At 62.7% G+C, this 22,664-nt stretch carries 21 protein-coding genes; 15 read left to right on the top strand and 6 right to left on the bottom strand.

Annotated elements, in window-relative coordinates:
- Positions 1–47: 47 nt before the first annotated feature.
- Entirely contained in the window at positions 48–515 is a 468-nt protein-coding gene (locus tag O3300_RS22460) for a DMT family transporter (protein WP_305054164.1), read from the bottom strand.
- Between the two features lie 93 nt (positions 516–608).
- On the opposite strand from O3300_RS22460, the gene O3300_RS22455 reads away from it, so the two are divergent.
- Entirely contained in the window at positions 609–1,514 is a 906-nt protein-coding gene (locus tag O3300_RS22455; protein ID WP_305054163.1) for a LysR substrate-binding domain-containing protein, read from the top strand.
- 4 nt (positions 1,515–1,518) lie between these two features.
- Here the strand turns inward: O3300_RS22455 and gloA are convergent, their stop codons facing one another.
- The 3 genes from gloA to O3300_RS22440 form a co-directional block, all read right to left on the bottom strand.
- Positions 1,519–1,926, bottom strand: coding sequence for a lactoylglutathione lyase (gloA, locus tag O3300_RS22450; protein ID WP_010401713.1), 408 nt, complete (start codon positions 1,924–1,926; stop codon positions 1,519–1,521).
- A gap of 114 nt (positions 1,927–2,040) precedes the next feature.
- A complete protein-coding gene (locus O3300_RS22445) occupies positions 2,041–2,463 on the bottom strand; it encodes an OsmC family protein (RefSeq protein ID WP_099666323.1) in 423 nt (140 codons plus the stop codon).
- Between the two features lie 106 nt (positions 2,464–2,569).
- Positions 2,570–2,836, bottom strand: coding sequence for a hypothetical protein (locus tag O3300_RS22440; RefSeq protein WP_099666324.1), 267 nt, complete (start codon positions 2,834–2,836; stop codon positions 2,570–2,572).
- Between the two features lie 262 nt (positions 2,837–3,098).
- On the opposite strand from O3300_RS22440, the gene O3300_RS22435 reads away from it, so the two are divergent.
- From O3300_RS22435 to can, 7 genes are all read left to right on the top strand, one after another.
- Positions 3,099–4,058 (top strand): NAD kinase, encoded by a 960-nt coding sequence (locus O3300_RS22435; RefSeq protein ID WP_257218838.1) that lies wholly within the window; start codon positions 3,099–3,101, stop codon positions 4,056–4,058.
- Between the two features lie 47 nt (positions 4,059–4,105).
- On the top strand, positions 4,106–5,773 hold the full coding sequence (recN, locus tag O3300_RS22430; RefSeq protein ID WP_305054162.1) for a DNA repair protein RecN: 1,668 nt from the start codon (positions 4,106–4,108) through the stop codon (positions 5,771–5,773).
- Positions 5,774–6,045: 272 nt separating this feature from the next.
- A complete protein-coding gene (gene hemH, locus O3300_RS22425) occupies positions 6,046–7,155 on the top strand; it encodes a ferrochelatase (RefSeq protein ID WP_305054161.1) in 1,110 nt (369 codons plus the stop codon).
- Between the two features lie 343 nt (positions 7,156–7,498).
- On the top strand, positions 7,499–8,035 hold the full coding sequence (gene grpE, locus O3300_RS22420) for a nucleotide exchange factor GrpE (protein WP_251350097.1): 537 nt from the start codon (positions 7,499–7,501) through the stop codon (positions 8,033–8,035).
- Between the two features lie 91 nt (positions 8,036–8,126).
- Complete coding sequence (dnaK, locus tag O3300_RS22415) at positions 8,127–10,070, top strand: molecular chaperone DnaK (RefSeq protein WP_070290878.1); 1,944 nt, start codon at positions 8,127–8,129, stop codon at positions 10,068–10,070.
- Positions 10,071–10,233: 163 nt separating this feature from the next.
- A complete protein-coding gene (gene dnaJ / locus O3300_RS22410; RefSeq protein ID WP_034745985.1) occupies positions 10,234–11,367 on the top strand; it encodes a molecular chaperone DnaJ in 1,134 nt (377 codons plus the stop codon).
- Positions 11,368–11,503: 136 nt separating this feature from the next.
- Positions 11,504–12,175, top strand: coding sequence for a carbonate dehydratase (gene can / locus O3300_RS22405; protein WP_099666328.1), 672 nt, complete (start codon positions 11,504–11,506; stop codon positions 12,173–12,175).
- 21 nt (positions 12,176–12,196) lie between these two features.
- On the opposite strand, the gene O3300_RS22400 is transcribed toward can, so the two are convergent.
- Entirely contained in the window at positions 12,197–12,682 is a 486-nt protein-coding gene (locus tag O3300_RS22400) for a tetratricopeptide repeat protein (RefSeq protein ID WP_305054160.1), read from the bottom strand.
- Between the two features lie 212 nt (positions 12,683–12,894).
- Between O3300_RS22400 and O3300_RS22395 the strand changes: the two genes are divergently transcribed.
- From O3300_RS22395 to O3300_RS22380, 4 genes are read left to right on the top strand one after another with little or no spacing between them, the layout of a single operon-like run.
- Positions 12,895–13,779, top strand: a complete 885-nt coding sequence (locus O3300_RS22395) for a TauD/TfdA family dioxygenase (protein ID WP_099666330.1) — start codon at positions 12,895–12,897, stop codon at positions 13,777–13,779.
- 32 nt (positions 13,780–13,811) lie between these two features.
- The gene (locus O3300_RS22390) at positions 13,812–14,825 is read left to right on the top strand and encodes an ABC transporter substrate-binding protein (RefSeq protein WP_369812313.1); all 1,014 of its coding nucleotides are present in this window, start codon (positions 13,812–13,814) and stop codon (positions 14,823–14,825) included.
- 1 nt (position 14,826) lies between these two features.
- Entirely contained in the window at positions 14,827–15,672 is an 846-nt protein-coding gene (locus O3300_RS22385; RefSeq protein WP_305054159.1) for an ABC transporter ATP-binding protein, read from the top strand.
- Positions 15,669–16,541: an ABC transporter permease gene (locus O3300_RS22380; RefSeq protein WP_305054158.1), complete on the top strand. Its 873-nt coding sequence runs from the start codon at positions 15,669–15,671 to the stop codon at positions 16,539–16,541. The genes O3300_RS22385 and O3300_RS22380 overlap by 4 nt, the downstream gene beginning before the upstream one ends.
- Here O3300_RS22380 and O3300_RS22375 read toward each other — a convergent pair whose 3' ends face one another.
- Complete coding sequence (locus O3300_RS22375; protein WP_305054157.1) at positions 16,542–17,429, bottom strand: HTH-type transcriptional regulator ArgP; 888 nt, start codon at positions 17,427–17,429, stop codon at positions 16,542–16,544. It lies immediately after the preceding gene.
- A gap of 144 nt (positions 17,430–17,573) precedes the next feature.
- Here O3300_RS22375 and O3300_RS22370 point away from each other — a divergent pair, with 144 nt between their 5' ends.
- The 3 genes from O3300_RS22370 (at position 17,574) to O3300_RS22360 (ending at position 22,641) form a co-directional block, all read left to right on the top strand.
- Positions 17,574–20,036, top strand: coding sequence for a penicillin-binding protein 1A (locus O3300_RS22370; RefSeq protein ID WP_305054156.1), 2,463 nt, complete (start codon positions 17,574–17,576; stop codon positions 20,034–20,036).
- A 4-nt stretch (positions 20,037–20,040) separates the two neighbouring features.
- Complete coding sequence (locus O3300_RS22365; RefSeq protein WP_099376350.1) at positions 20,041–20,664, top strand: trimeric intracellular cation channel family protein; 624 nt, start codon at positions 20,041–20,043, stop codon at positions 20,662–20,664.
- A 96-nt stretch (positions 20,665–20,760) separates the two neighbouring features.
- Entirely contained in the window at positions 20,761–22,641 is a 1,881-nt protein-coding gene (locus O3300_RS22360) for a beta-propeller domain-containing protein (protein WP_305054155.1), read from the top strand.
- Positions 22,642–22,664: the final 23 nt, after the last annotated feature.

Here is a 22,664-nt window from a genome sequence, read left to right as displayed (position 1 = left end):
AACCAGCCCCGGCGACGGCGCTGGTTTTTTTTCGTCTTGCCGTGTTATCACACGGCGCGGCTGTTGGCCACTTGCGTCAGGATCACGCCCGCCACCACCAAGCCCGCACCGGCCCAGTGCAGCGGAGAAATATGCTTCACGGCAAAGCCCAGCAAGCCGTAGCGGTCGATGGCCAGCGCGGCCAGCATTTGCCCGCCGATGACGGCCGCCATGAAGGGGCCGGACCCCATGCGCGGCGCCAGCATCAGCGCGGCGGTAATATAAAACACGCCGGCCGCGCCGCCCAGCCAGGACCAGCCCGGCCCGCGCATGGCGAGCTGGACATCGGGCACCGGCACCCGCCAGAGCAGCAGCACGAGGGACGCGAGCACGGCGCTGACGGCCAGCGAGGCGAGGGTGGCCCACAGCGGGTGGCCCAGGTTGCGGCCCAGCGCGGCATTCGCGCCCGCCTGGAAGGGAACGACGGCGCCGGCCAGCATGGCCAGCGGGGCAAATACGGTGATCCATCCATACATGGGCGACTCCATCTTTGTTGAGTTGATGCGATCATCGTATTATGCTGTCATGATTAAATCCAATTCGTAGTTTGTCATCCAACTATGCATGAAATGAATAATCTGCGCGCCGTCGATTTGAACTTGCTGGTGATCCTGGATGCGCTGCTCAGCGAGCGCCATTTGTCGCGCGCGGCCGAACGGTTACATATGAGCCAGCCTGCCGTCAGCCATGCGCTGGCCCGCTTGCGCCACCTGCTCGGCGACCCGCTGCTATTGCGCGGCAAGGGCGGCTTCCAGCCGACGGCGCGCGCGCTGGAGTTGGCGCGGCCCTTGGCCGAAGCCCTGCAAAGCGTGCGTTCCGTGCTGGGCGGCGCCGTCTTCGAGGCGGCCACGGCGCAGCGCGTGTTTCGCCTGGCCATGTCGGATTACGGCGCGGCCTTGCTCTTGCCCGCTTTGCTGCGGCGCTTGCGCGTGGACGCGCCCGGCATCGACCTGGCCGTCAGCTATGCCAGCCGCCCGGCCGTGATCGCTGGCGTGCAGGATGGCGAGATCGACCTGGCGCTCGGTGTATTCCCGCAACTGCCCGAGCAGCTACACAGAGAAACTTTATTCGAGGAAACGTTCGCGTGCGCGCTCGATCCGGCCAGCCTGGCGGCCGGTGAAGTGTTGACCCTGGACACCTATCTGGCGCGCCCCCATGTGCTGGTGGCGTCCAGCGAAGGCGGCATGGCGGCCGAAGTCGACGCGGCCCTGGCCCAGCTGGGACAGACGCGCCGCATCGCCGTGCGCGTGCCGTACTGGACGGTCGCACCGGATGTCGTGAGGGGGACGGACTTGATCCTGACGGTGGCGCGGCGCGCCTTGCAGGGCAGCGCGGCGCAAGGGCTGGCACAGTACGCTGCGCCGTTTGCCATCGCGCCGTTTGCGTTTGAAGTGATACGGCACCGCCGCACGGAGGGCGATGCGGGCATCGCCTGGCTGCGCGCGGCCATTGCACAGGCCGCCGAGCCAGGCTGAGGTATTACAGGCCGCCGCCCTGGCCGTCGAACTTGCGCTCGATCAATTCGATCTTGTAGCCGTCCGGGTCGGTGATGAAGGCGATGACCGTGTTGCCGCCTTTCACGGGGCCCGGTTCGCGCGTGACGTTGCCGCCATTCGCGCGTGCCGCGTCGCAAGCGGCGACGATGTCGTCGGCCGAGATGGCGATGTGGCCATATGCCGTGCCCAGCTCGTAGCTGGTGGTGCCATAGTTATACGTCAGTTCCAGTTCCGCATGGTCGGGATTCGATCCATAGCCGACGAAGGCCAGCGTGTATTGGTATTCCGGGTTGTCGCTGGTGCGCAGCAATTTCATGCCCAGGACCTTGGTGTAAAAATCGATGGAGCGCTGCAGGTCGCCGACCCGTAACATGGTGTGCAAAATACGCATCGTAAATCCTTGAGGGTGATAGGGGAATGGCAGGATTTTATGCGTTTTACGGCTTTCTTGCCGAGGCCGCCCCTGCCGTCCGGTGAGGGGACGGCAGCGGACGGCAGGCCGGCATTACTCCAGATGGGCGTCCAGGGTGATTTCCGTGGCCAGCAATTTGGACACGGGGCAGCCGAGCTTGGCGCGCAGGGCCGCGTCCTGGAACGCTTCGTCGGTGGCGCCGGGGATGCTGGCCACGAGGGTCAGGTGCACGGCCGTGATGGCATAGCTGCCATCGATTTTTTCCAGGCTGACGTCGGCCGTGGTTTTCAGGGCCGTGGCGCGCAAGCCCGCCTCGCCCAGCTGGCCGGACAGGGCCATGGTGAAGCAGGCCGCATGGGCGGCGCCGATGAGTTCTTCCGGATTGCTGCCTGGACCGTCTTCGAAGCGGGTGTTGAAGCCATAGGCTACGTTGTCGAGCGCGCCGCTTTGGGTGGAAATAAACCCTTTGCCATCTTTAAGGCCGCCACTCCAGACGGCTGATCCTGTTTTTTTCATGATGTACTCCTTGCGTGGTTCGAGCGTTCATCATGCGCGCCGGGGCTTGCCGCTTCCGTTCGTTGCGTCACACTGTGGGAGCATGCGCGGCCCACGACAGTTCGACTCAGCGCGCCTTCTTTGGTTCCAGTTCTGCGTCGGGACGCGCCTGTTTCGGTTCGGCCGGCTTGACCTTTTCCACGCCGGGCTGGGCACGCCGGTCCGTATCGACCAGGCCTTGCTCCAGGTCACTGGCTGCCTGCTGCATGATCTTGCGCGGGCGCACGTTTTGCGCATCGGGCGATTCGTCGCGCTCGTGCGGCAGGCGGTCGACGCCGTCATTGCTGACTTTTTCCTCGGTATTGATCTTGCGCTCGCTTGGCTGGGTAGCCATATGGCCTCCTGACAGTAAAAATGACGTGCCATCAGTGTCCCGCCGCGACAGGCCGCCCGCAAGCGGATTTGTCCAGGCAGGGAGCGCTGGCGCACGCATGGACGATTCTTTTTCTGCGCTACACTGCGTGCAACACCAAGAACGCCTCTTGCAGGCACGCGGCAGCCGCACTATACTGTGCATATATACAGTATTATGCGATGCCGGCGTGCGATGCGACAGCCTGGGGCGGTTTGCCACCGAATTCACTACCGAGACTCTTATGCCCGTCGATACACACGCCGAACAGCCAGCCGCGACCTTGCCAGCCCCGGGAGAGCGCTTCAACCTGGGCGCCAAGACCATCGCCCTGGTCGTGCGCCAGAATACGGATGGCATTGCCGAGCCCGTGAAAAGCATCGTCGATTTCCTGCAAGTGCTGGGCCACACGGTGGTCTTCGAGGCGGAGACGGCCGCGCACCTGAACCTGGCGTTTCCCGGCGTGCGCGCCATGTCGCCGGCTGAGATCGGCGCCGCCGCCGATTGCGCCATCGTCATGGGCGGCGACGGCACCATGCTGGGCATTGCGCGCCAGCTGGCGCCATTCGACGTACCTTTGATCGGTATCAATCAGGGGCGTTTGGGTTTCATGACGGATATTCCGCTCGAGCGCATGCTGCCCGTGCTGGCGCAAATTCTCGGCGGCCGCTTCAAGGCCGAACGACGCACCTTGCTTGAAGGCAGCGTGCTGCGTGACGGCGAGTCGATACACGTGGGCATGGCCGTCAACGATGTCGTCGTCTCGCGCGGCGGCGGCGCCGGCATGGCCGAATTGCGCGTCGAGGTCGACGGCCACTTCATGTACAACCAGCGCTCGGATGGCTTGATCATTTCCACGCCCACGGGCTCGACCGCGTACTCACTGTCGGCCGGCGGCCCCCTGCTGCATCCGACCCTGGGCGGCATCGTGCTCGTGCCGATCGCCCCGCATGCGCTGTCGAACCGCCCCATCGTCTTGCCCGATTCCAGCCAGATCGTCGTGGAAATCGTGCGCGGGCGCGATATCAGCGTCAATTTCGACATGCAGACCTTTGCCAGCCTGGTGCAGCAAGACCGCATCCTCATCCGCCGTTCGCCGCATGCGATTACCTTCCTGCATCCGGAAGGGTGGAGTTACTACAACACCCTGCGTGAAAAATTGCACTGGAATGAGTACCCGTCGGGCGAGGGCAAGCTCAGCTAACATTTTCTCTACGTCAACCCGCGGTGCGCCGCCCAACCACAGAAACCATGCTCCATACACTGTCCATTCGCGATTTTGTCATTGTCGATACCATTGAACTGGAATTTTCCGCCGGCTTCAGCGTGCTGACGGGGGAGACGGGCGCCGGCAAGTCCATCCTCATCGATGCGCTGACCCTGGCGCTGGGCGGGCGCGGCGACGCCAGCGTGGTGCGCGAAGGCGCGGCCAAGGCCGACATCACGGCCGATTTTTCCGTCAGCGAGGTGGCGCAAGCGTGGCTGGCCGCCAATGAGTTCGCCAACGACGAGGGCGGCGCCCTGTTGCGCCGCGTAATCGACAACGCGGGCCGCTCGAAAGCGTATATCAACGGCATCCCCGCCACGGCCGCGCAGTTGCGCGAGCTGGGCGACATGCTGGTCGACATCCACGGCCAGCATGCGCACCAGTCCTTGCTGAAAAGCGAGGCGCAGCGCGCCTTGCTCGACGGCCAGGCGACGGCGCGCGAAGCGGGTGCGGAGCAGGATGCGCGGCAAGTGGCGGCCCTGCACAAGCGCTGGCGCGCCCTCGTGCGCCAGCGCGAAGAATTCGAAACCAACGCCGCCAACGTGCTGTACGAGCGCGAACGCCTGGAATGGCAAGTGGGAGAACTGGAAAAACTGGCCGCCAAGCCCGGCGAATGGACGGAGATCACGAACGAGCACAGCCGCCTGTCGCACGCGGCCAGCCTGCTGGAAGGGGCGCAGGAAGCCTTGTCCATCATTTCTGAGCAGGAAGACCATCCGATCGTGTCGCAACTGTCGGCCCTGAACCAGAAGCTGGGCAAGCTGGTGTCCGTCGATGCGGAATTGCAACCGATTGTCGACCTGATCGAATCGTCGCGCATTCAATTACAGGAATCCGTGTACGCGCTGAACAATTACCTGGACCGGGTCGAACTGGACCCGGAGCGCTTGCACCAGCTCGACGCGCGCATGGAAGCCATGCACAGCACGGCGCGCAAATTCCGCGTCACGCCGGAAGAATTGCCCGAGGAACACGCGAAGTTGTCGGAAAAGCTGCAGCACCTGGCCTACGCCTCCGACATCGAGGGCTTGCTGCGCCAGGAAGCGAAGATCGAGGCGGAATATCGCGGCGTGGCCGAACGGTTATCAAACACGCGGCGCGCCGCCGCCCTGGAACTGGGCCATGCCGTCACGCGCGCCATGCAGGAGCTGAGCATGACGGGCGGCAGCTTTGAAATCGCCCTGCACCCGTGCGAACCGGCCGCGCATGGCCTGGAGCAAGTGGAATTCCTCGTCGCCGGCCATGCGGGCACGGCGCCCCGCTCGCTGGCGAAAGTCGCGTCCGGCGGCGAACTGGCGCGCATCGCGCTGGCCATTTCCGTCATCACCTCGCACGCCACCACCACGCCGACCCTGATCTTCGACGAGGTCGACAGCGGCATCGGCGGCGCCGTCGCCGAAGTGGTGGGCCGCCTGTTGAAACGCCTGGGGCAGGGACGGCAAGTGCTGTGCGTAACCCACTTGCCGCAAGTGGCCAGCCAGGCAAATCAGCATTTCCAGGTGGCAAAAAGCACCCTGGACAATGGCAAGACGGCGTCGCGCATCGATATGCTCGATGCCAAGGCCAGGGTGGAAGAAGTGGCGCGCATGCTGGGCGGCCTGGAAATCACGGCCACCACGCGCAAGCATGCGCGCGAATTGCTGGCTATCTAGTACACCTAACCAAACCTACTGCGCGTCGCGGGTCGCGGCCTGCGATGCTCACTGCCTCGGCGGCCCCATGCTTCGCACAGCTGCGCTGCTCGGGCCAACGGGGGCGCCGAGCCTCGCTGCCGCTCGCTACGGTTTTGTTAGGCGTTGTTAGCGTAAACCGGTCTGGTGAGAATGGCAGTTAGCCTTATGCCGTTCCTTTCCATCTTTCCCAATGTTGACGCAATGTAACTATAATGGTCGGCTAATCCATCCAACGCCTTCGAAGAGCTTTCATGTCATTTCAAACAGAACCGCCGTACACGCATGGCAGTATCGACCGCAGCGCCGTGGTGCTGGTCAACCTGGGCACGCCCGATGCGCCGACCTCGTCGGCCGTGCGGCGCTACCTGAAGCAATTTTTGTCCGACCCGCGCGTGGTGGAGATTCCCCGTCTCGTCTGGTGGTTCATTTTGAACCTGATCATTTTGCCTTTCCGCTCCGGCCAGTCGGCCAAGAAATATGCGTCGATCTGGACGCGTGACGGTTCGCCCCTGAAAGTGCACACGCAAAAGCAGGCGAAATTGCTGGCCGGCGCCCTGGCCGAGCGGGGTCACGATGGCGTCACCGTCGCCATGGCCATGCGCTACGGTTCGCCTTCCCTGCCCGAGGTGCTGGCCAGGCTGAAAAGCGAAGGCTGCGAGCGCATCGCCATCCTGCCGGCCTATCCGCAATACTCGGGCACGACGACGGGTTCCATCTACGACGCCGTGTTTGCCCATTACGCCACGGTGCGCAATGTGCCGGAATTGCGCTTTATCAAGCAGTATCACGAGCACGACACGTATATCGACGCCTTGCGCGATTCCGTGCTGAACCATTGGGAAGCGCATGGCCGTCCCGAAAAACTGGTGATGAGTTTTCATGGCGTGCCCAAGCGTACCTTGCTGCTCGGCGATCCCTACCACTGCCAATGCCTGAAAACGGCGCGCTTGCTGGCGGAAAAATTGAAGTTGAGCAAAGATCAATACGTGGTGACCTTCCAGTCGCGCTTTGGCAAGGCCGAATGGCTGCAGCCGTACACGGCGCCCACCCTCGTGGCGCTGGCGCAACAGGGTGTCAAGCGCGTCGACCTGCTGTGTCCGGGCTTTACCAGCGATTGCCTGGAAACCCTGGAAGAGATCGCCATGGAAGCCAAGCATGACTTCGAAGCGGTCGGCGGCCAGCAATTTCATTACATCGCTTGCCTGAACGAAACGCCAGCCTGGATCGCGGGCCTGGCGGAAATTGCGGAACAGCACATGATTGGCTGGCCGACGATGAAGACGGCGGCGCAGCGCGAAGCGGACAAGAAGGCGGGCGAGCAGGCGCGCACGGCGGCCCTGGCCCTGGGCGCGCCGAATTAAAGGCAATTATTTTTGACAATAAAAAGCCGCGCTTGCGCGGCTTTGTCATGTCTGGCGCAGCCAAGGGGTTTTCTGAATAGCAACATCGCCTGTGGCGATGGCTGCGGCGGGGCTGGTAGAATGCCCGCTTTGCCGTGGGAAGCCTGGAAAATCAAGGGGGGCGCGCACGGATCGCTGCCCGAAATGGGAAGTGCTTTGTAATAAGCTGTAACATGGATCGCTGTAATTCCGGTTTTGCCATGCATACCCCTTGAAACAATAGGATATAGCCCCATCTGCCCGTTAGTGTTGTAAAGATAGTTAGACTAACTCATTTAAGTCATTGATTGTAGGAGCTTTTCAGATGCAAGATCAGGAAAACCAAGCTGTACCTAATCCGCAAGCGGACGCCGCGGCGACTGCCCCATCGACTCCCGCAGAGCCTACTTTGGAAGAGCAGCTGGCGAGTACCGAAGCGCGTCTTGCAGAGATGCACGATGCCTTCATGCGCGCCAAGGCCGATGGCGAAAATATCCGCCGCCGCGCGCAGGAAGATGTTGCTAAAGCGCATAAATTCGCAGTGGAAAGCTTTGCCGAAGCCATGGTGCCGGTGAAAGACAGCCTGGAAACGGCGCTGACGGTGGAAACACCGACCATCGACTCGCTGAAAGAAGGCGTCGAGATGACCCTGAAGCAACTGAACGCCGCGTTCGAGCGCAACCGCCTGGTGGAAGTGTTGCCGGTGCAGGGCGAGAAGCTCGATCCGATGAAACACCAGGCTGTTGCCGTGGTGCCAGCGGACCAGGAAGCCAATACCATCGTGTCAGTCCTGCAAAAGGGCTATATGATTGCGGACCGCCTGCTGCGTCCAGCCATTGTAACGACCGCGCAAGCAAAATAATCAGAGGGCGGCATCAAGCAAGCCTTGAAACCATGCCGCTTTGCCACATATAAGAACCATCTGAAATCTAGCAAATAAAAGGAAAAAAATCATGGGTAGAATTATCGGTATCGATCTGGGAACCACGAATTCCTGCGTTTCCATCATGGAAAACGGTCAACCAAAGGTAATCGAAAACGCTGAAGGCGCACGCACGACGCCGTCGATTATTGCTTATCAAGAAGATGGCGAAATTCTCGTCGGCGCGCCAGCGAAACGCCAGGCCGTGACCAATCCGAAAAACACGCTGTACGCAGTCAAGCGTTTGATCGGTCGCAAGTTCGACGAAAAAGAAGTGCAAAAAGACATCGCGCTGATGCCGTACCAAATCATGAAAGCCGACAACGGCGATGCATGGATCGGCGTACGCGACAAAAAACTGGCGCCGCCGCAAATTTCGGCTGAAGTCCTGCGCAAGATGAAGAAAACGGCAGAAGACTACCTCGGTGAAGAAGTCACCGAAGCCGTCATCACCGTGCCTGCTTACTTCAACGACTCGCAGCGTCAAGCTACCAAGGATGCCGGCCGTATCGCTGGCCTGGACGTCAAGCGCATCATCAACGAGCCAACCGCGGCAGCGCTGGCGTTCGGCCTGGACAAGACCGAAAAAGGCGACCGTAAAATCGCCGTGTATGACTTGGGTGGCGGTACGTTCGACGTGTCGATCATCGAAATCGCAGATGTTGATGGTGAGAAACAATTTGAAGTGCTGTCGACCAACGGCGACACCTTCCTGGGCGGCGAAGACTTCGACCAGCGCGTCATCGATTACATCATCGACGAGTTCAAGAAGATCAACGGCATCGACCTGAAAAAAGATCCGATCGCCCTGCAGCGCATCAAGGCTTCGGCCGAGCGCGCGAAGATCGAATTGTCGTCGTCGCAACAAACCGAGATCAACGAGCCGTACATCGCCATGGCGAACGGCGCACCGGTCCACTTGAACCTGAAGATGACCCGCGCCAAGCTGGAGTCCTTGGTGGAAGAGCTGATCACGGCCACGATGGAACCATGCCGTACCGCCATCAAAGATGCTGGCGTGAAAGTGTCGGACATCGATGACATCATCCTGGTCGGCGGTATGACGCGTATGCCGAAGGTGCAGGAAAAAGTGAAGGAATTCTTCGGCAAGGATCCACGCAAGGACGTGAACCCGGACGAAGCCGTCGCCGTGGGCGCAGCGATTCAAGGTTCGGTCCTGTCGGGCGAACGCAAGGACTTGCTGTTGCTGGACGTCACCCCTCTGTCCCTGGGTATCGAAACCCTGGGCGGCGTGATGACCAAGATGATCCACAAAAACACGACGATTCCGACCAAGTTCAGCCAGGTCTTCTCGACGGCCGACGACAACCAGCCTGCGGTGACCATCAAGGTCTTCCAGGGTGAGCGCGAAATCGCCGCCGGCAACAAGGGTTTGGGCGAATTCAATCTGGAAGGCATCCCGCCAGCATCGCGCGGCACGCCACAGATCGAAGTGACCTTCGACATCGACGCCAACGGCATCTTGCATGTCGGCGCGAAAGACAAGGCCACCGGCAAGGAAAACAAGATCACGATCAAGGCCAATTCCGGCTTGACCGAGGCTGAAATCCAGAAGATGGTGAAAGACGCCGAGTTGAACGCGGAAGAAGACAAGAAGGTCAAAGAATTGGCCGAGTCGCGCAACCAGGCCGATGCTCTGGTACACTCGACCCGGAAATCCTTGACCGAATACGGCGACAAGCTGGATGCGGGCGAGAAAGAGAAGATCGAAGCGGCGATCACCGACCTGGAAGCAAGCATCAAGGCGGGCGACAAGGCTGAGATCGACGCCAAGGTGGAAGCACTGTCGAGCGCATCGCAGAAACTGGGCGAAAAAATGTATGCCGACATGCAAGCGCAGCAAGCTGCCGGCGGCGCGGAAGGTGCACAGCAAGCTGCTGGCGCATCGGACGCAGGCGCCAAGCAAGACGACGTTGTTGACGCTGACTTCAAAGAAGTCAAAGACAGCAAGTAATTGTCTTGCGCTCCCATGAACTGGGGGTAGCCGGGCTGAACGCTACATCGCGGGATTAGCCGCGAAGACCGGCCGAGCCGAGTCGCTGCGCCTAGCGCAGCACTCGACTCGGCTTTTTCGTGTAATTTTTACATCAGTAGATAGACTGCAAGGTGCCGACAACATGGCAAAGCGTGATTTTTACGAGACACTCGGTGTCGCAAAAAATGCTTCGGAAGAAGAGATCAAAAAGTCTTACCGTAAACTGGCGATGAAATACCATCCGGACCGCAATCCGGATAGCAAGGAATCGGAAGAAAAGTTTAAGGAAGTCAAAGAAGCCTACGAGATGCTGACCAATCCGGAAAAGCGCGATGCGTATGACCGTTATGGTCACGCTGGCGTGGACCCGAACATGGGCGGCGGTGGCGGCTTCGGCGGCGGTGCTGGCGGCTTTGCCGACAGCTTCGGCGATATCTTCGGCGACATCTTTGGCGGTGGCGGTGGACGCAGCCGCAATGCGGGTCCACAGGTGTACCGTGGCGCCGACTTGCGCTACAACCTGGAAATTACACTGGAGCAAGCTGCTCACGGCTTCGACACGACCATCCGCGTGCCGAGCTGGGACAAGTGCGACACTTGCCACGGCAGCGGCGCCAAGCCGGGCACCTCGCCCACCACCTGCGGTACGTGCGGTGGCCACGGCCAGGTTCGCATGCAGCAAGGTTTCTTCAGCATTCAGCAAACCTGCCCGAAATGCCATGGCAGCGGCAAGGTCATCACTGACCCGTGCACGCCATGCGGCGGCGCCGGTCGCATCAAGCGCAACAAGACCCTGGAAGTGAAAATTCCAGTCGGTATCGACAACGGCATGCGTATCCGTTCGTCCGGCAACGGCGAACCGGGCACGAATGGCGGTCCGTCGGGCGACCTGTATGTGGAAATCCACATCAAGCCGCACGCCGTGTTCCAGCGCGAAGGCGACGACCTGCATTGCGAAATGCCGATCTCGTTCACCAAGGCGGCCCTGGGCGGCGAAATCGAAGTGCCTACCCTGAACGGCAAAGTGTCGTTCACGATTCCAGAAGGTACCCAGTCGGGTAAAACTTTCCGCCTGAAAGGCAAGGGCATCAAGGGCGTGCGCTCCGGTTACGCGGGCGACCTGTTCTGCCACGTGGCCATCGAAACACCGGTGAAACTGACGGAAAAACAGAAAGACCTGCTGCGCGACTTTGAAAAGTCGACGACCGAGGGCGGTGCCAAGCACAGTCCGCAAAGCAAGACCTGGAAAGACAAGGTCAAGGATTTTTTTGAGTAAGCACACGTAATACCATGCGCCGGGATGCTGAAACATCCCGGCGTTTTTTTCACCACGACTGAGAAATGTGCGCGCATCGCCGGCCTATGGGCGCGATCTGCCGCCAACTCAGTCGTACGCACACAATGGGAGCGATATGACCGAACCGAAAAATGGCCTGGCCCTGGCGGAACTGCTGCAGCGTAACCGCCGCTGGGCCGACTCGATGGTGGCGAAAGACCCGAACTTCTTCAAGAATCTGGAAGCGCAAACGTCGCCCGAATACCTGTGGATCGGATGTTCCGACAGCCGCGTGCCCGCCAACGAACTGCTGGGCATGGCGCCTGGCGACGTGTTTGTGCACCGGAATATTGCCAACGTGGTCGTGCATTCCGACCTTAATTGCCTGTCCGTCCTGCAATTTGCCGTGGACGTGCTGAAAGTCAAACATGTCATCATCGTCGGCCATTACGGCTGCAAGGGCGTGCATGCTGCCATGACGGGCACGCGCATCGGCCTGGTCGACAACTGGCTGCGCCACGTCCAGGACGTGGGCCAGAAGCACGAGCGCTACCTGGGCGACGTGCTGACCAGCCGCCAGCGCGGCGACCGCCTGTGCGAACTGAACGTGGTGGAACAAGTCTTGAACGTGTGCCAGACCACCATCGTGCAAGATGCGTGGGAACGCGGCCAGGAACTCAGCGTCCATGGCTGGGTCTATGGCTTGAAGGATGGCTTGCTGAACGACCTGGAAGTGACCGTCAAGGCCGGCCACGAGCTGGCGCCGCGCATGGCGGCCCGCCTGGCCCGCTATGAAGCAACGGCGTAAGCCAGCAATGCTGGCGCGGCGCTAAGGTGCCGCGCCTTCCAGGCGGCCCAGGTAGTCGGCCGCCTCCCGCACGCCCTCTTGCGCCGCCTGGCGCAGCCAGGTCTTGGCCTGGGGAATGTCCTGCGGCGTGCCCCGGCCTTCGGCCAGCGCCACGCCATAGTGGTAGCGCGCCAGCCGTGCATAGGCGGCGTCATCATTCGTATGCGCGCCGCGCCGCATCAGCGCCGTCGCCTGCGCCAGGTCCTTGGTCACACCGATGCCCGTTTCATACAGCTGGGCCAGCCAAATCATCGAATACACATCGTTCCAGCGCCGGATGCAATCTTCAAAGATGGCGACGGCGGCCGCATGGTCGCCCGTCTTGTCGGCTGCATAGCCGTACAAGCACTTGATGCGCTTGTCGCTGTGCACATAGGCTTTGTAGCTGAGATCACTTTCACCCTGGCTATCCTGGGCATGGACGGGAACGGTAAACAGCAAGGCGAGCAGCAGGGCGTAGATGGGCATGGCTTTCCCGGGGCTAGGGTTAAAGCTTGGTAGATAAGCAAGTTTCGTGCTAGCGCCATTCCCGGGCAAGGCCGGTACTGCTGTGCCAATTCGTGACAGCCGCTGTGGCAGCGTGGCGCAACGCGCCGCGCATATCCATATAGTAAATGCTTCGTTTGCAAGCAAGGCTGGCCGGCATACAGTGGACTTCCCCTGACTCTAGTCGAGTTCCCATGTCGGCCGTCCTGAAACCCGCGTTTTCTTCCAGCCCGTTCCGTATCGAGACTTTCGATGCGCCGCTCGGCGCGCAAGTGCTGGGGCTGGACCTGGCGCAGCCGCTGTCGCTGGGCGACTTCCAGCGCCTGCACCATGCCCACCTCGACCATCACGTGCTGGTGTTCCGCGACCAGCGCATCACGCCGCAACAGCAAGTCGATTTCAGCCGCCGCTTCGGCCCCCTGCAAATCCACGTGCTGCGCCAGTTCCAGCTGCCCACGCAGCCGGAAGTGCTGATCATCTCGAACATCGTCGAGGATGGCCAGCCCATCGGCCTGGGCGACGCGGGTCATTTCTGGCATTCCGACCTGTCGTACAAGGAAGTGCCCAGCCTCGGTTCCATGCTGCACGCGCAAGAGTTGCCGCAGGACGGAGGCGATACCGTGTTTGCCAACATGCACCTGGCGTGGGAAAGCTTGCCGGCCGCGCTGCGCCACGCCGTGCGGGGCGCCCGTGCCGAGCACAGCTATCTGAGCCAGTACGAGGAATTGCGCCGCCGCAACCCATGGCGGCCCGCGCTGACGCAGGCGCAGGTCGATGAAGTCAAACCCGTGACGCACCCCGTCGTGCGCGTGCACCCGGAAACGGGCCGCCGCGCCCTGTTTGTCAGCGAACACTTCACCACGCGTATCGTCGGCTTGCCCGACGATGAAAGCCGCGCCCTGCTCGATGAACTGTTTGCCCACAGCGTGCGCCCGGAGCACCTGTACGTGCACCGCTGGCAGCCGCACGACCTGGTGTTCTGGGACAACCGTTCGCTGATGCACCTGGCGACGGGCTGTCCGCCCGACCAGCGCCGCAAGCTCTACCGCACTACCATCGAAGGCGATGCGCCGTACTGACTTTGACCGTTGATTTAACCCAAGGAGTGTCCATGTTGCCGATCTTTAGCTTTGCCCGCCGCCTGCTCGCCACCATCGCCCTGCTGTGCATGGCCATGCCCATGGCCCGGGCCGAAGGGCAGATCCGCATTGCGGGGCAGCATGGCATCACCTTCTTGCTGCTCAATATTGCGCAGGAACAAAAGCTGATCGAAAAGCATGGCAAGCAGCAGGGCGTCGATGTCAAAGTCGATTGGATCACCCTGTCCGGCGGGCCGGCGATCAATGATGCTTTGTTGTCGGGCAACATCGATATCGCTGGGGCCGGGCTGGGGCCGCTGCTGACCATCTGGGACCGCACCAAGGGAAGGCAGAACGTGCGCGGCGTGGCTTCGCTCGGTAATTTTCCCTACTATTTGATCAGCAACAACCCCAAGGTGAAAACCCTGGCGGACTTGACGGACAAGGACCGCATCGCCTTGCCCGCCGTGTCCGTTTCCGTGCAGGCGCGCATCCTGCAGATGGCGGTGGCGAAGCAGTGGGGCGACAAGGAATTTGCCCGCCTCGATAAAATCACGCAAACCCTGCCGCACCCGGACGCGGCCGCCGCCATCATCGCCGGCGGCACGGAGCTGACCGGTCACTTCGGCAATTCGCCGTTCCAGGAACAGGAACTGGCGCAAAACCCGAACGCCCACATCATCCTGAACTCGTACGACGTGCAAGGCGGGCCCAGCTCGTCGACCCTGTTGTATGCGACGGAAAAGTACCGCAAGGACAATCCGAAGACTTACCGCGCCTTCATCGCCGCCTTGGCGGAAGCGGCGCAGTACGCGAGCAGCAATCCGCAGGGCGCGGCCGACATCTATATCAAGGTCAACAAGAGCAAGGTAGACCGCAACCTGCTGCTGAAAATCTTTGCGAATCCGCAAGTGCAATTCAAGATCGCGCCGCAAAACACCCATGGCCTGGCGCAATTTTTGCACCGCGTGAACGCCATCCGCAACCTGCCTGACAGCTGGCGCGATTACTTCTTTGACGACCCTGCCATCACGCAAGGTGGCTGACATGAACGCACCCGCTTTTCACCTGGTACGTCCGCCAGTCGCCTTACAGCCTTTGCTCAGCGTCAAGAATGTCAGCCTGGAATATCGGACCGAACAGCGCACCGTGCGCGCCACGCATGACGTCAGTTTCGACGTGTTCCGCGGCGACCGTTTTGTGCTGCTGGGGCCATCCGGCTGCGGCAAATCGTCCTTGCTGAAAGCCGTGGCCGGCTTCATCGCGCCGCGCGCGGGCAGCATCGCCATGCAGGGCCAGGCCATCCAGAAACCGGGGCCGGACCGTGTCGTCGTATTCCAGGAATTCGACCAGTTGCCGCCATGGAAGACTGTGCTGGAAAACGTCATGTTCCCCTTGCTTGCCAGCAAGCGGCTGGACAAGGTGGCGGCCCGCGAGCGCGCCCATCACTGGATCGCCAAGGTGGGCCTGGCTGGCTTCGAGGATGCCCATCCGCATACCTTGTCGGGCGGCATGAAACAGCGGGTGGCCATCGCCCGCGCCCTGGCCATGCAGCCGGAAGTGCTGCTGATGGACGAGCCGTTTGCCGCCCTCGACGCCTTGACGCGGCGCAAGATGCAGGAAGAGCTGAGCCGCTTGTGGGAAGAGCTGCGTTTTACGCTCGTGTTCGTCACGCATTCGATCGAGGAAGCCTTGGTCGTGGGCAACCGTATCCTGCTGCTGTCGCCCCATCCGGGCCGGGTGCGCGCCGAACTCAACAGTCACCAGTTCGGCCTGCACAGCGCCGGCAGCGCGGAATTCCAGGCCGCCAGCAGCCGCATCCATGGTTTGCTGTTCGATGAGGAAACCGTTGCCGTCCCACCAGCACAGACTGCGCACAGGGAGGCCGTATGAGCGCGCTGCTGGAACCGCCGATCCGCCAGGAATTCGTCTATGCGGCGCCGCCGCCGGCCGGCGTCACCGTCGAGCGGCCGCTGTCGCGCTGGCAGCGCCTGGGCCAGCATGCGCTATGGCGCAAGGCCTTGATTTTGCTCAGCCTGGCCCTGCTGTGGGAAGGCGCGGCGCGCTGGACGCACAATGATTTATTGTTGCCCAGTTTTCTGCAGACGGCGCAGGCATTCATCGGCGGCATCGCCAGCGGTGAGTTGCTCACGCGTACGGCCGCGTCCCTCGTCGTCTTGCTGCAGGGCTATGCCGTGGGCGTGCTGGCCGCCTTCGTGCTGACCTTGCTGGCCGTGTCCAGCCGCATCGGGCGTGACGTGCTGGAAACCCTGACGGCCATGTTGAACCCGCTGCCCGCCATTGCCCTGTTGCCGCTGGCTTTATTATGGTTTGGCCTGGGGCGCGCCAGTTTGATCTTTGTCATCGTCCATTCCGTGATGTGGCCGCTGGCGCTCAATACCTACGCGGGCTTCCAGAGCGTGCCCGAGACCTTGCGCATGGCAGGGCGCAACTATGGGCTGAGTGGCTTGCGCCTGGTGCTGCACATCCTCGTGCCCGGCGCCTTGCCCTCCATCGTCTCGGGCCTCAAGATCGGCTGGGCGTTTGCCTGGCGCACCCTGATCGCGGCCGAGCTGGTATTCGGCACCACGTCGGGACAGGGCGGCCTGGGCTGGTACATCTTCCAGAACCGCAACGAGCTGTACACGGACAAGGTGTTCGCGGGCCTGGCCGCCGTCATCGTCATCGGTCTGCTGGTGGAAAACATCGGCTTTCGCAGCCTGGAGCGTGTGACTCTCAAGCGCTGGGGCATGCAGCGGTAGCTATTTCAGCATGCTGCGCGCCGCCGCGACGATTTGCCGCGACAGCTGCTCCAGGCGCGGCGACTGCACCTTCCACGTGTGCCAGTACAGGGCCACGTCGGCCGGGGTCTTGGGCGTGAGCATTTCGACCAGCTCGCCATCCGTATTCGCTTTCAGCAGCAGCTCGGGCACCATGCCGTAGCCGAGGCCGTAGCGGATGGCGTTGAAGTGCGAGGTGGCGCCCGGCACGTAATGGCAGGGATAGGCTCCTTCGGGCAGCCCCAGCGCCTCTTGCAGGAACGACGATTGCAGTGTGTCCTTGCGCGTGTAGGCGACGACGGGCGCCGTGCGCGCCGCCTTGCGCGTCAGCCCGTGCGCGAACCACTGCTGGCGGAACGCGGGCGTGGCCACCAGCCAGTAGCGCATCACGCCCAGCGGCTCGGCCGTGCAGCCGCGCATGGGCTTGGGCTCCGTGCTGATGCAGCCGATCGCCATGCCCGTTTCCAGCAAGGTGTAGGTGTGGTCCTGGTCTTCCACGGTCAGGTCCAGCAGCACGCGCTCGCGTATCAGCACTTCGGACAGGGCAGGGAAGAACCAGGTGCCCATCGAGTCCGCGTTCAGCGCCAGCACCAGGGTCAGCGGGGCATCCTGCTGCACCGCCAGTTCCGCCTGCAAGTCCGCTTCCAGCAGCTTGGCCCGCTTCAGATACTGCATCAGCCGCTGGCCCACGCGCGTGGCGCGCGCGGGACGGCTGCGCACGATCAGCGCGTTGCCCAGCTGGCTTTCCAGCGCCCGCACCCGCTGCGAAATGGCGGGCGACGTCAGGTGCAGCCGCAGCGCCGCCTGCTCGAAGCTGCCCGTTTCGACGACGGCGCGGAACGCTTCCGTGTGCTTGGGATTGAGGTCCATGGTGCGCGCCTAACATAAGAAAAATTTATCAATACTAAATAATACTTACTTTTTATAAGGATATGTGTGTTGCGGTGCACAATGCTTCTTTGATGGAGTGCCGCGCGCCTGCGCGGGGCCTCCTGGCAGCAAAGGAATGACAATATGGAAACGCAAGATACGGCGCAAGACAGCTCGCAAGACAGCGGCAAAGACGGCGCCACGGCGCGCAAGCCGCCATCCAAGCTGGCGCGCAAGCTGAAATTCGGCCTGGGACTGACCCTGGGCCTGGGCTTGTCCGCAGCCCTGGCGGGCGGCTGGTGGCTGCGCCAGGCGTGGCAGGATTTGCCCGCCGTCGAGCACCTGGCGCAGTACAAGCCTGCCCTGCCGCTGCGCATTTTCTCCAGCGAAGGCGAGCTGCTGGCCGAGTACGGTGAAGAGCGCCGTGAATTCCTGCCGTTGAAAGACATCCCGCTGCGCATGCGCCAGGCCTTGCTGGCCATCGAGGATGCGCGTTTCTACGAGCATGGCGCCGTCGATTTCTATGGTCTGACGCGCGCCACGCTCGCCAACGTCGTCACGGGCCACCACGCGCAGGGCGCCAGTACCATCACCATGCAGGTGGCGCGCGACTTCTTCCTGTCGCGTGAAAAAACCGTGCAGCGCAAGCTGACGGAGATGCTGCTGGCCTACAAGCTGGAACAGCACTACGGCAAGGACAAGCTGCTGGAGCTGTATATGAACCAGATTTACCTGGGCGAGCGCTCCTACGGCTTTTCCGCCGCCTCGAACATTTACTTTGACAAGCCCCTGGCCGACGTCAGCATCGCCGAAGCAGCCATGTTGGCCGGCTTGCCGAAGGCTCCATCGGCCTACAACCCCGTCGCCAATCCGCAGCGCGCGACCGTGCGCCAGCACTATATCCTGCAGCGCATGCGCGAACTCGGTTACATCACGCCGGCCGAATACACGGCCGCCGTGGCGGAAAAACTGGCGCTGAACAAGGACCGCAACAGCTCCGTGCATGCGGCCGCGTATGCGGTCGAAGAAGCGCGCCAATTGATCCTGCAAAGCTATCCCGAGGGCGCCTACAGCATGGGCCTGGACGTGACGACGACCATCCGCATGGCGCCGCAGCGGGCTGCCGACAAGTCGCTGCGCGATGGTTTGCTGAATGCGCAGGCACGGCGCGGCTACCGTGGTCCGGAAGCGCGCCTGGCCGCCTCCGAAGACAGCGTGGCGCGCCAGTTGGCCGCCTATCCGGACAGCGGCGAATTGCGCGCCGCGCTGGTGCGCAAGGTGGAGACGAGCGGCACGCGCCAGGTCAAGGCGCAGCTGCGCAATGGCGACGAGATCGTGCTGACGGCATCGGACGCGCGCCTGGGCGGCAAGCTGCAGTGGGATGGCAAGCGCGCCATCGTCGAAGGCAGCGTGATCCGCGTGGTGCTCGACGCGGCCAAGAACCGCTGGCTGGTGAGCCAGCTGCCCGAGATGGAAGGCGCGCTCATTTCCGTCGAGGCGCACAGCGGTGAAATCGTCGCCATGGCGGGCGGCTTCGATTTCTACCGCAACCACTACAACCACGCCATGCAGGCTTACCGCCAGCCCGGTTCCAGCTTCAAGCCCTTCGTGTACTCGGCGGCGCTGGAAAAGGGATACTTCCCTGGCACGGCCGTGGACGATACGCAGCGCCTGCTGCTGCCGCAGGAAACGGGCGCGCAGCCGTGGCGTCCGCGCAATTACGGCAATAACTATGAAGGCTTCATCAGCGTGCGGCGGGGCCTCGTGCGCTCGAAAAACCTCGTGGCCGTCAGCCTGATGCAGGCGGCCGGTCCAGGCTACGTGCAGCACTACGCCACGCGCTTCGGTTTCGAGAGCGCGCGCAATCCCGTTTCCTTGCCGCTGGCGCTGGGCGCGGGCGCCGTCACGCCGCTGCAGCTGGCGCAATCGTATGCCGTGTTTGCCAATGGCGGCATGCAGATGCCGCCGAAATTGATCAAGGAAGTGCGCAGCCGCAGCGGAGAAGTGCTGTTCAGCGATGCGGCGCCACGCGCCAAGGGAGAACCGGCGCCGGGCACGCAAGTCATATCCACACGCAACGCCTACGTCATGGACAGCATGCTGCGCGACGTCGTCAAGAGCGGCACGGGTCGCGGCGCGCTGGCGCTGGGACGCGGCGACGCGGCCGGCAAGACGGGAACATCCAATAACGCGTACGACGCCTGGTTCGCCGGCTATTCCTCGGGCCTCGTGTCCGTCGTCTGGCTCGGCTACGACCAGCCTAAGAGCCTGGGCAACGCCACCGGCGGCACCCTGGCGCTGCCCGTCTGGCGTGATTACATGCAGGTGGCCGTGCAGGGCCGGCGCGAACAGGTGCTGGCCGAACCGGCAGGCCTGGCCCTGCTCGACGGCGATTACGTGTATGCCGAATACCTGGCCGGCGACTGCCTGAAGGATAACTTTGCCTTTATCCACAGCAGCGTCAGTTGCGGCAGCCTGGGGGCGGATACGCGCATGGCGCACGGCGATGCTGGCAACGGCGGCTCCAGCACGGGCACGAACGAGGCGCGCACCCTGAGCGAAGCGCGCGAACGCGAACAAATTCTCAAATCATTTTCGGAAGAGTAAGAGCATGCTGTTATATACGATTTACCTGGTGGCGATTGTCGCCGAAGCGATGTCCGGCGCCATCATGGGCATGCGGCGCGGCATGGATTTGTTCGGCATCTGCATGATCGGCACCGTCACGGCGCTCGGCGGCGGCACGGTGCGCGACGTGCTGCTGGGGCACTATCCTCTGGGCTGGATCGCGCATCCCGAGTACCTGCTGTTTACCATCGGCGCGGCCGTCGTTACGGCCTTTGTCGCGCGCTACCTGCACCATCTGCGCGCCGTCTTCCTGCTGGTCGATGGCTTGGGCCTGGTGGCGTTTTGCGTGATCGGCTGCGACATCGCCATGTCGGCCAAGATGCATCCGGCCATCGTCGTGCTGGCGGGGATGATCACGGGCGTTTTCGGCGGCCTGCTGCGCGACATCCTGTGCAACCAGATTCCCCTCGTGCTGCAGCGCGAAGTGTATGCCACCGTGGCCCTGTTTACGGGCAGCCTGTATGTCGGTCTGCTGTACTTCAAGGTCGACAGCTCCGTGGCGCAGCTGGCATCCATCGGCGCCGGTTTCCTGTTCCGCTTCCTGGCTTTGCACTTCGAGTGGCGCCTGCCGAATTTCAATGGCGACCGGATTCGGGGATTTGAATAGGGCGCTGGCTTCCTGAATATTTTTACGCGCATTTAACCCCTTTTTCTCCGCCGCTGCGTTTCATGTTGGACACCCCAGCCAACCGGAGAAGAAGCGATGTCCAGCGCCCTCAAAATCACATTGATACTGTCCCTGCTGCTGTCGGCGGGCTGCCACGCCGCCGGCACGGCGCCGCGCAAGACCCTGGCGCCGTTTGCCAGCGAGCAGGCCTTGAGCAGCTACCTGCAACAGTTGCAGGCGCGCCAGGCGGCACAGCAAAGGGAACAGCAGAAGTTGCAGGGCGCCACGGCGCAGTACATGTCGGCGCCACCGCCTGCGCCGATGGTGGCGAAAGCCGCGCCGGCAGCGTCGGCAGAAGCGGCGGAATCCGTCACCAATGTGCAGACGGCGGGCGTGGACGAAGGCGGCATCGTCAAGCTGCATGGCAAGCACCTGGTGATGCTGCGGCGCGGCAAGTTGTTCACCGTGCAGGTGGGGGGCAAGGCCCTGCAGCCCGTCGCCTCGCTCGACGCGTTCGCGCCGGGCAGCGACCCTTCCGGCAGCTGGTATGACGAAATGCTGATCGATCGCGACACGGTGGTGGTGATCGGCTACAGCTACAGCCGGGGCGGCACGGAGATCGGCCTGTTCGACATCGATGCGGACGGCAAGCTGGCCTACCGTGCCACCTACCACTTGCGCTCCAACGACTATTACTCGTCGCGCAACTACGCGAGCCGTTTGATCGGCAGCAAGCTGGTGTTTTACTCGCCCTTGTCGCTGAACTTGCGCCGTGGCGACCCGTTTGGCGGCTTTCCCGCGCTGCGCCGCTGGCGTCCCGACGCCATACCATCGGACTTCAAGCGCATCGCCCCAGCCACGCGCATCTACCGCACCGACGAAGACCCCGAGATGGGCGCCGGCCTGACCCTGCATACGGTCACCGTGTGCGACCTGGCGCAGCGCGACATGCGCTGTGAAGCTACCGCCGTGATGGGACCGCAGGGGCGCGTGTTCTATGTGTCGGGCGAATCCGTCTTTGTCTGGACCACGCGGCGCGGCAGCGACTCGGGCGTGTTCCGCATCCCCCTCGATGGCACGGCGCCCAGCGCCCTGAAGGTGGCCGGCGCACCCGTCGACCAGTTCTCGTTCCTGGAAAGCGCGGATGGCCACCTGAACGTCCTGCTGCGCGCAGAAGGCCAGGGCGACGCCATGTGGGATGGCACGCGTGGCCGAGGCGACATGGCGCTGCTGCGCGTGCCATTGGCGTCGTTTTCCGATGGCCGCGACAGTGCGCCAGCCAGCAGCTACAAGGCGCTGCCCGGTGGCGGCGGCTACGGGCTGCAGAACCGTTATGTGGGACCGTATCTGTTGTACGGCAATCCGGGCAATCCCGGACGCCGCAAGGCGGATCAGGCTTGGCCGCGCCAGCCCCTGTATGCCGTGCGCTGGGCCGATGGGGGCAGCGTGCAAGCCTTGTCCCTGCCGCACGGCGTGGAACGCATCGAAGCGCTGGGCGATGACGCCGTAGTGATCGGCGCGCAGGGCAAGGATCTGCATTTCAGCAGCATCCGCCTGGGGGCGCAGGCGGCGATTGCCGCGCGCTACATCCGCGCCGACGCGGCGCAGGGCGAATCGCGCAGCCACGGCTTTTTCTACAAGCCGCAAGCGGCGGGGGAGGGCATGATCGGACTGCCCATCCTGGGCGCGGAGGAGCGGCCAGGCCTCAACAAGTCAGCCGCATCCGTCCTCTATCTGCGCAACAGCGGCTTGCAGTTGACGGAGCTCGGTGCACTGGCCGCACGGCCGGGCCAAACGCCGGACGACGGTTGCCGCGCATCCTGCGTGGACTGGTACGGCAATGCGCGGCCTCTGTTCCTGCAGGGGCGGGTCTTCGCCCTGCTCGGCTATGAATTGGTGGAAGGAGCGCTCAAGGAAGGACAGATCCGCGAAGTGCGCCGCATCAGCTATGCGCCCATTGCGTCCACTTTACGCTGAAGGAGCAGGGAAATTGCCGCTGC

This window comes from Janthinobacterium sp. SUN206, from assembly GCF_030587305.1.
Taxonomy (GTDB): Bacteria; Pseudomonadota; Gammaproteobacteria; order Burkholderiales; family Burkholderiaceae_D; genus Janthinobacterium; species Janthinobacterium kumbetense.
This window is presented reverse-complemented; position numbering and strand designations above follow the sequence as displayed.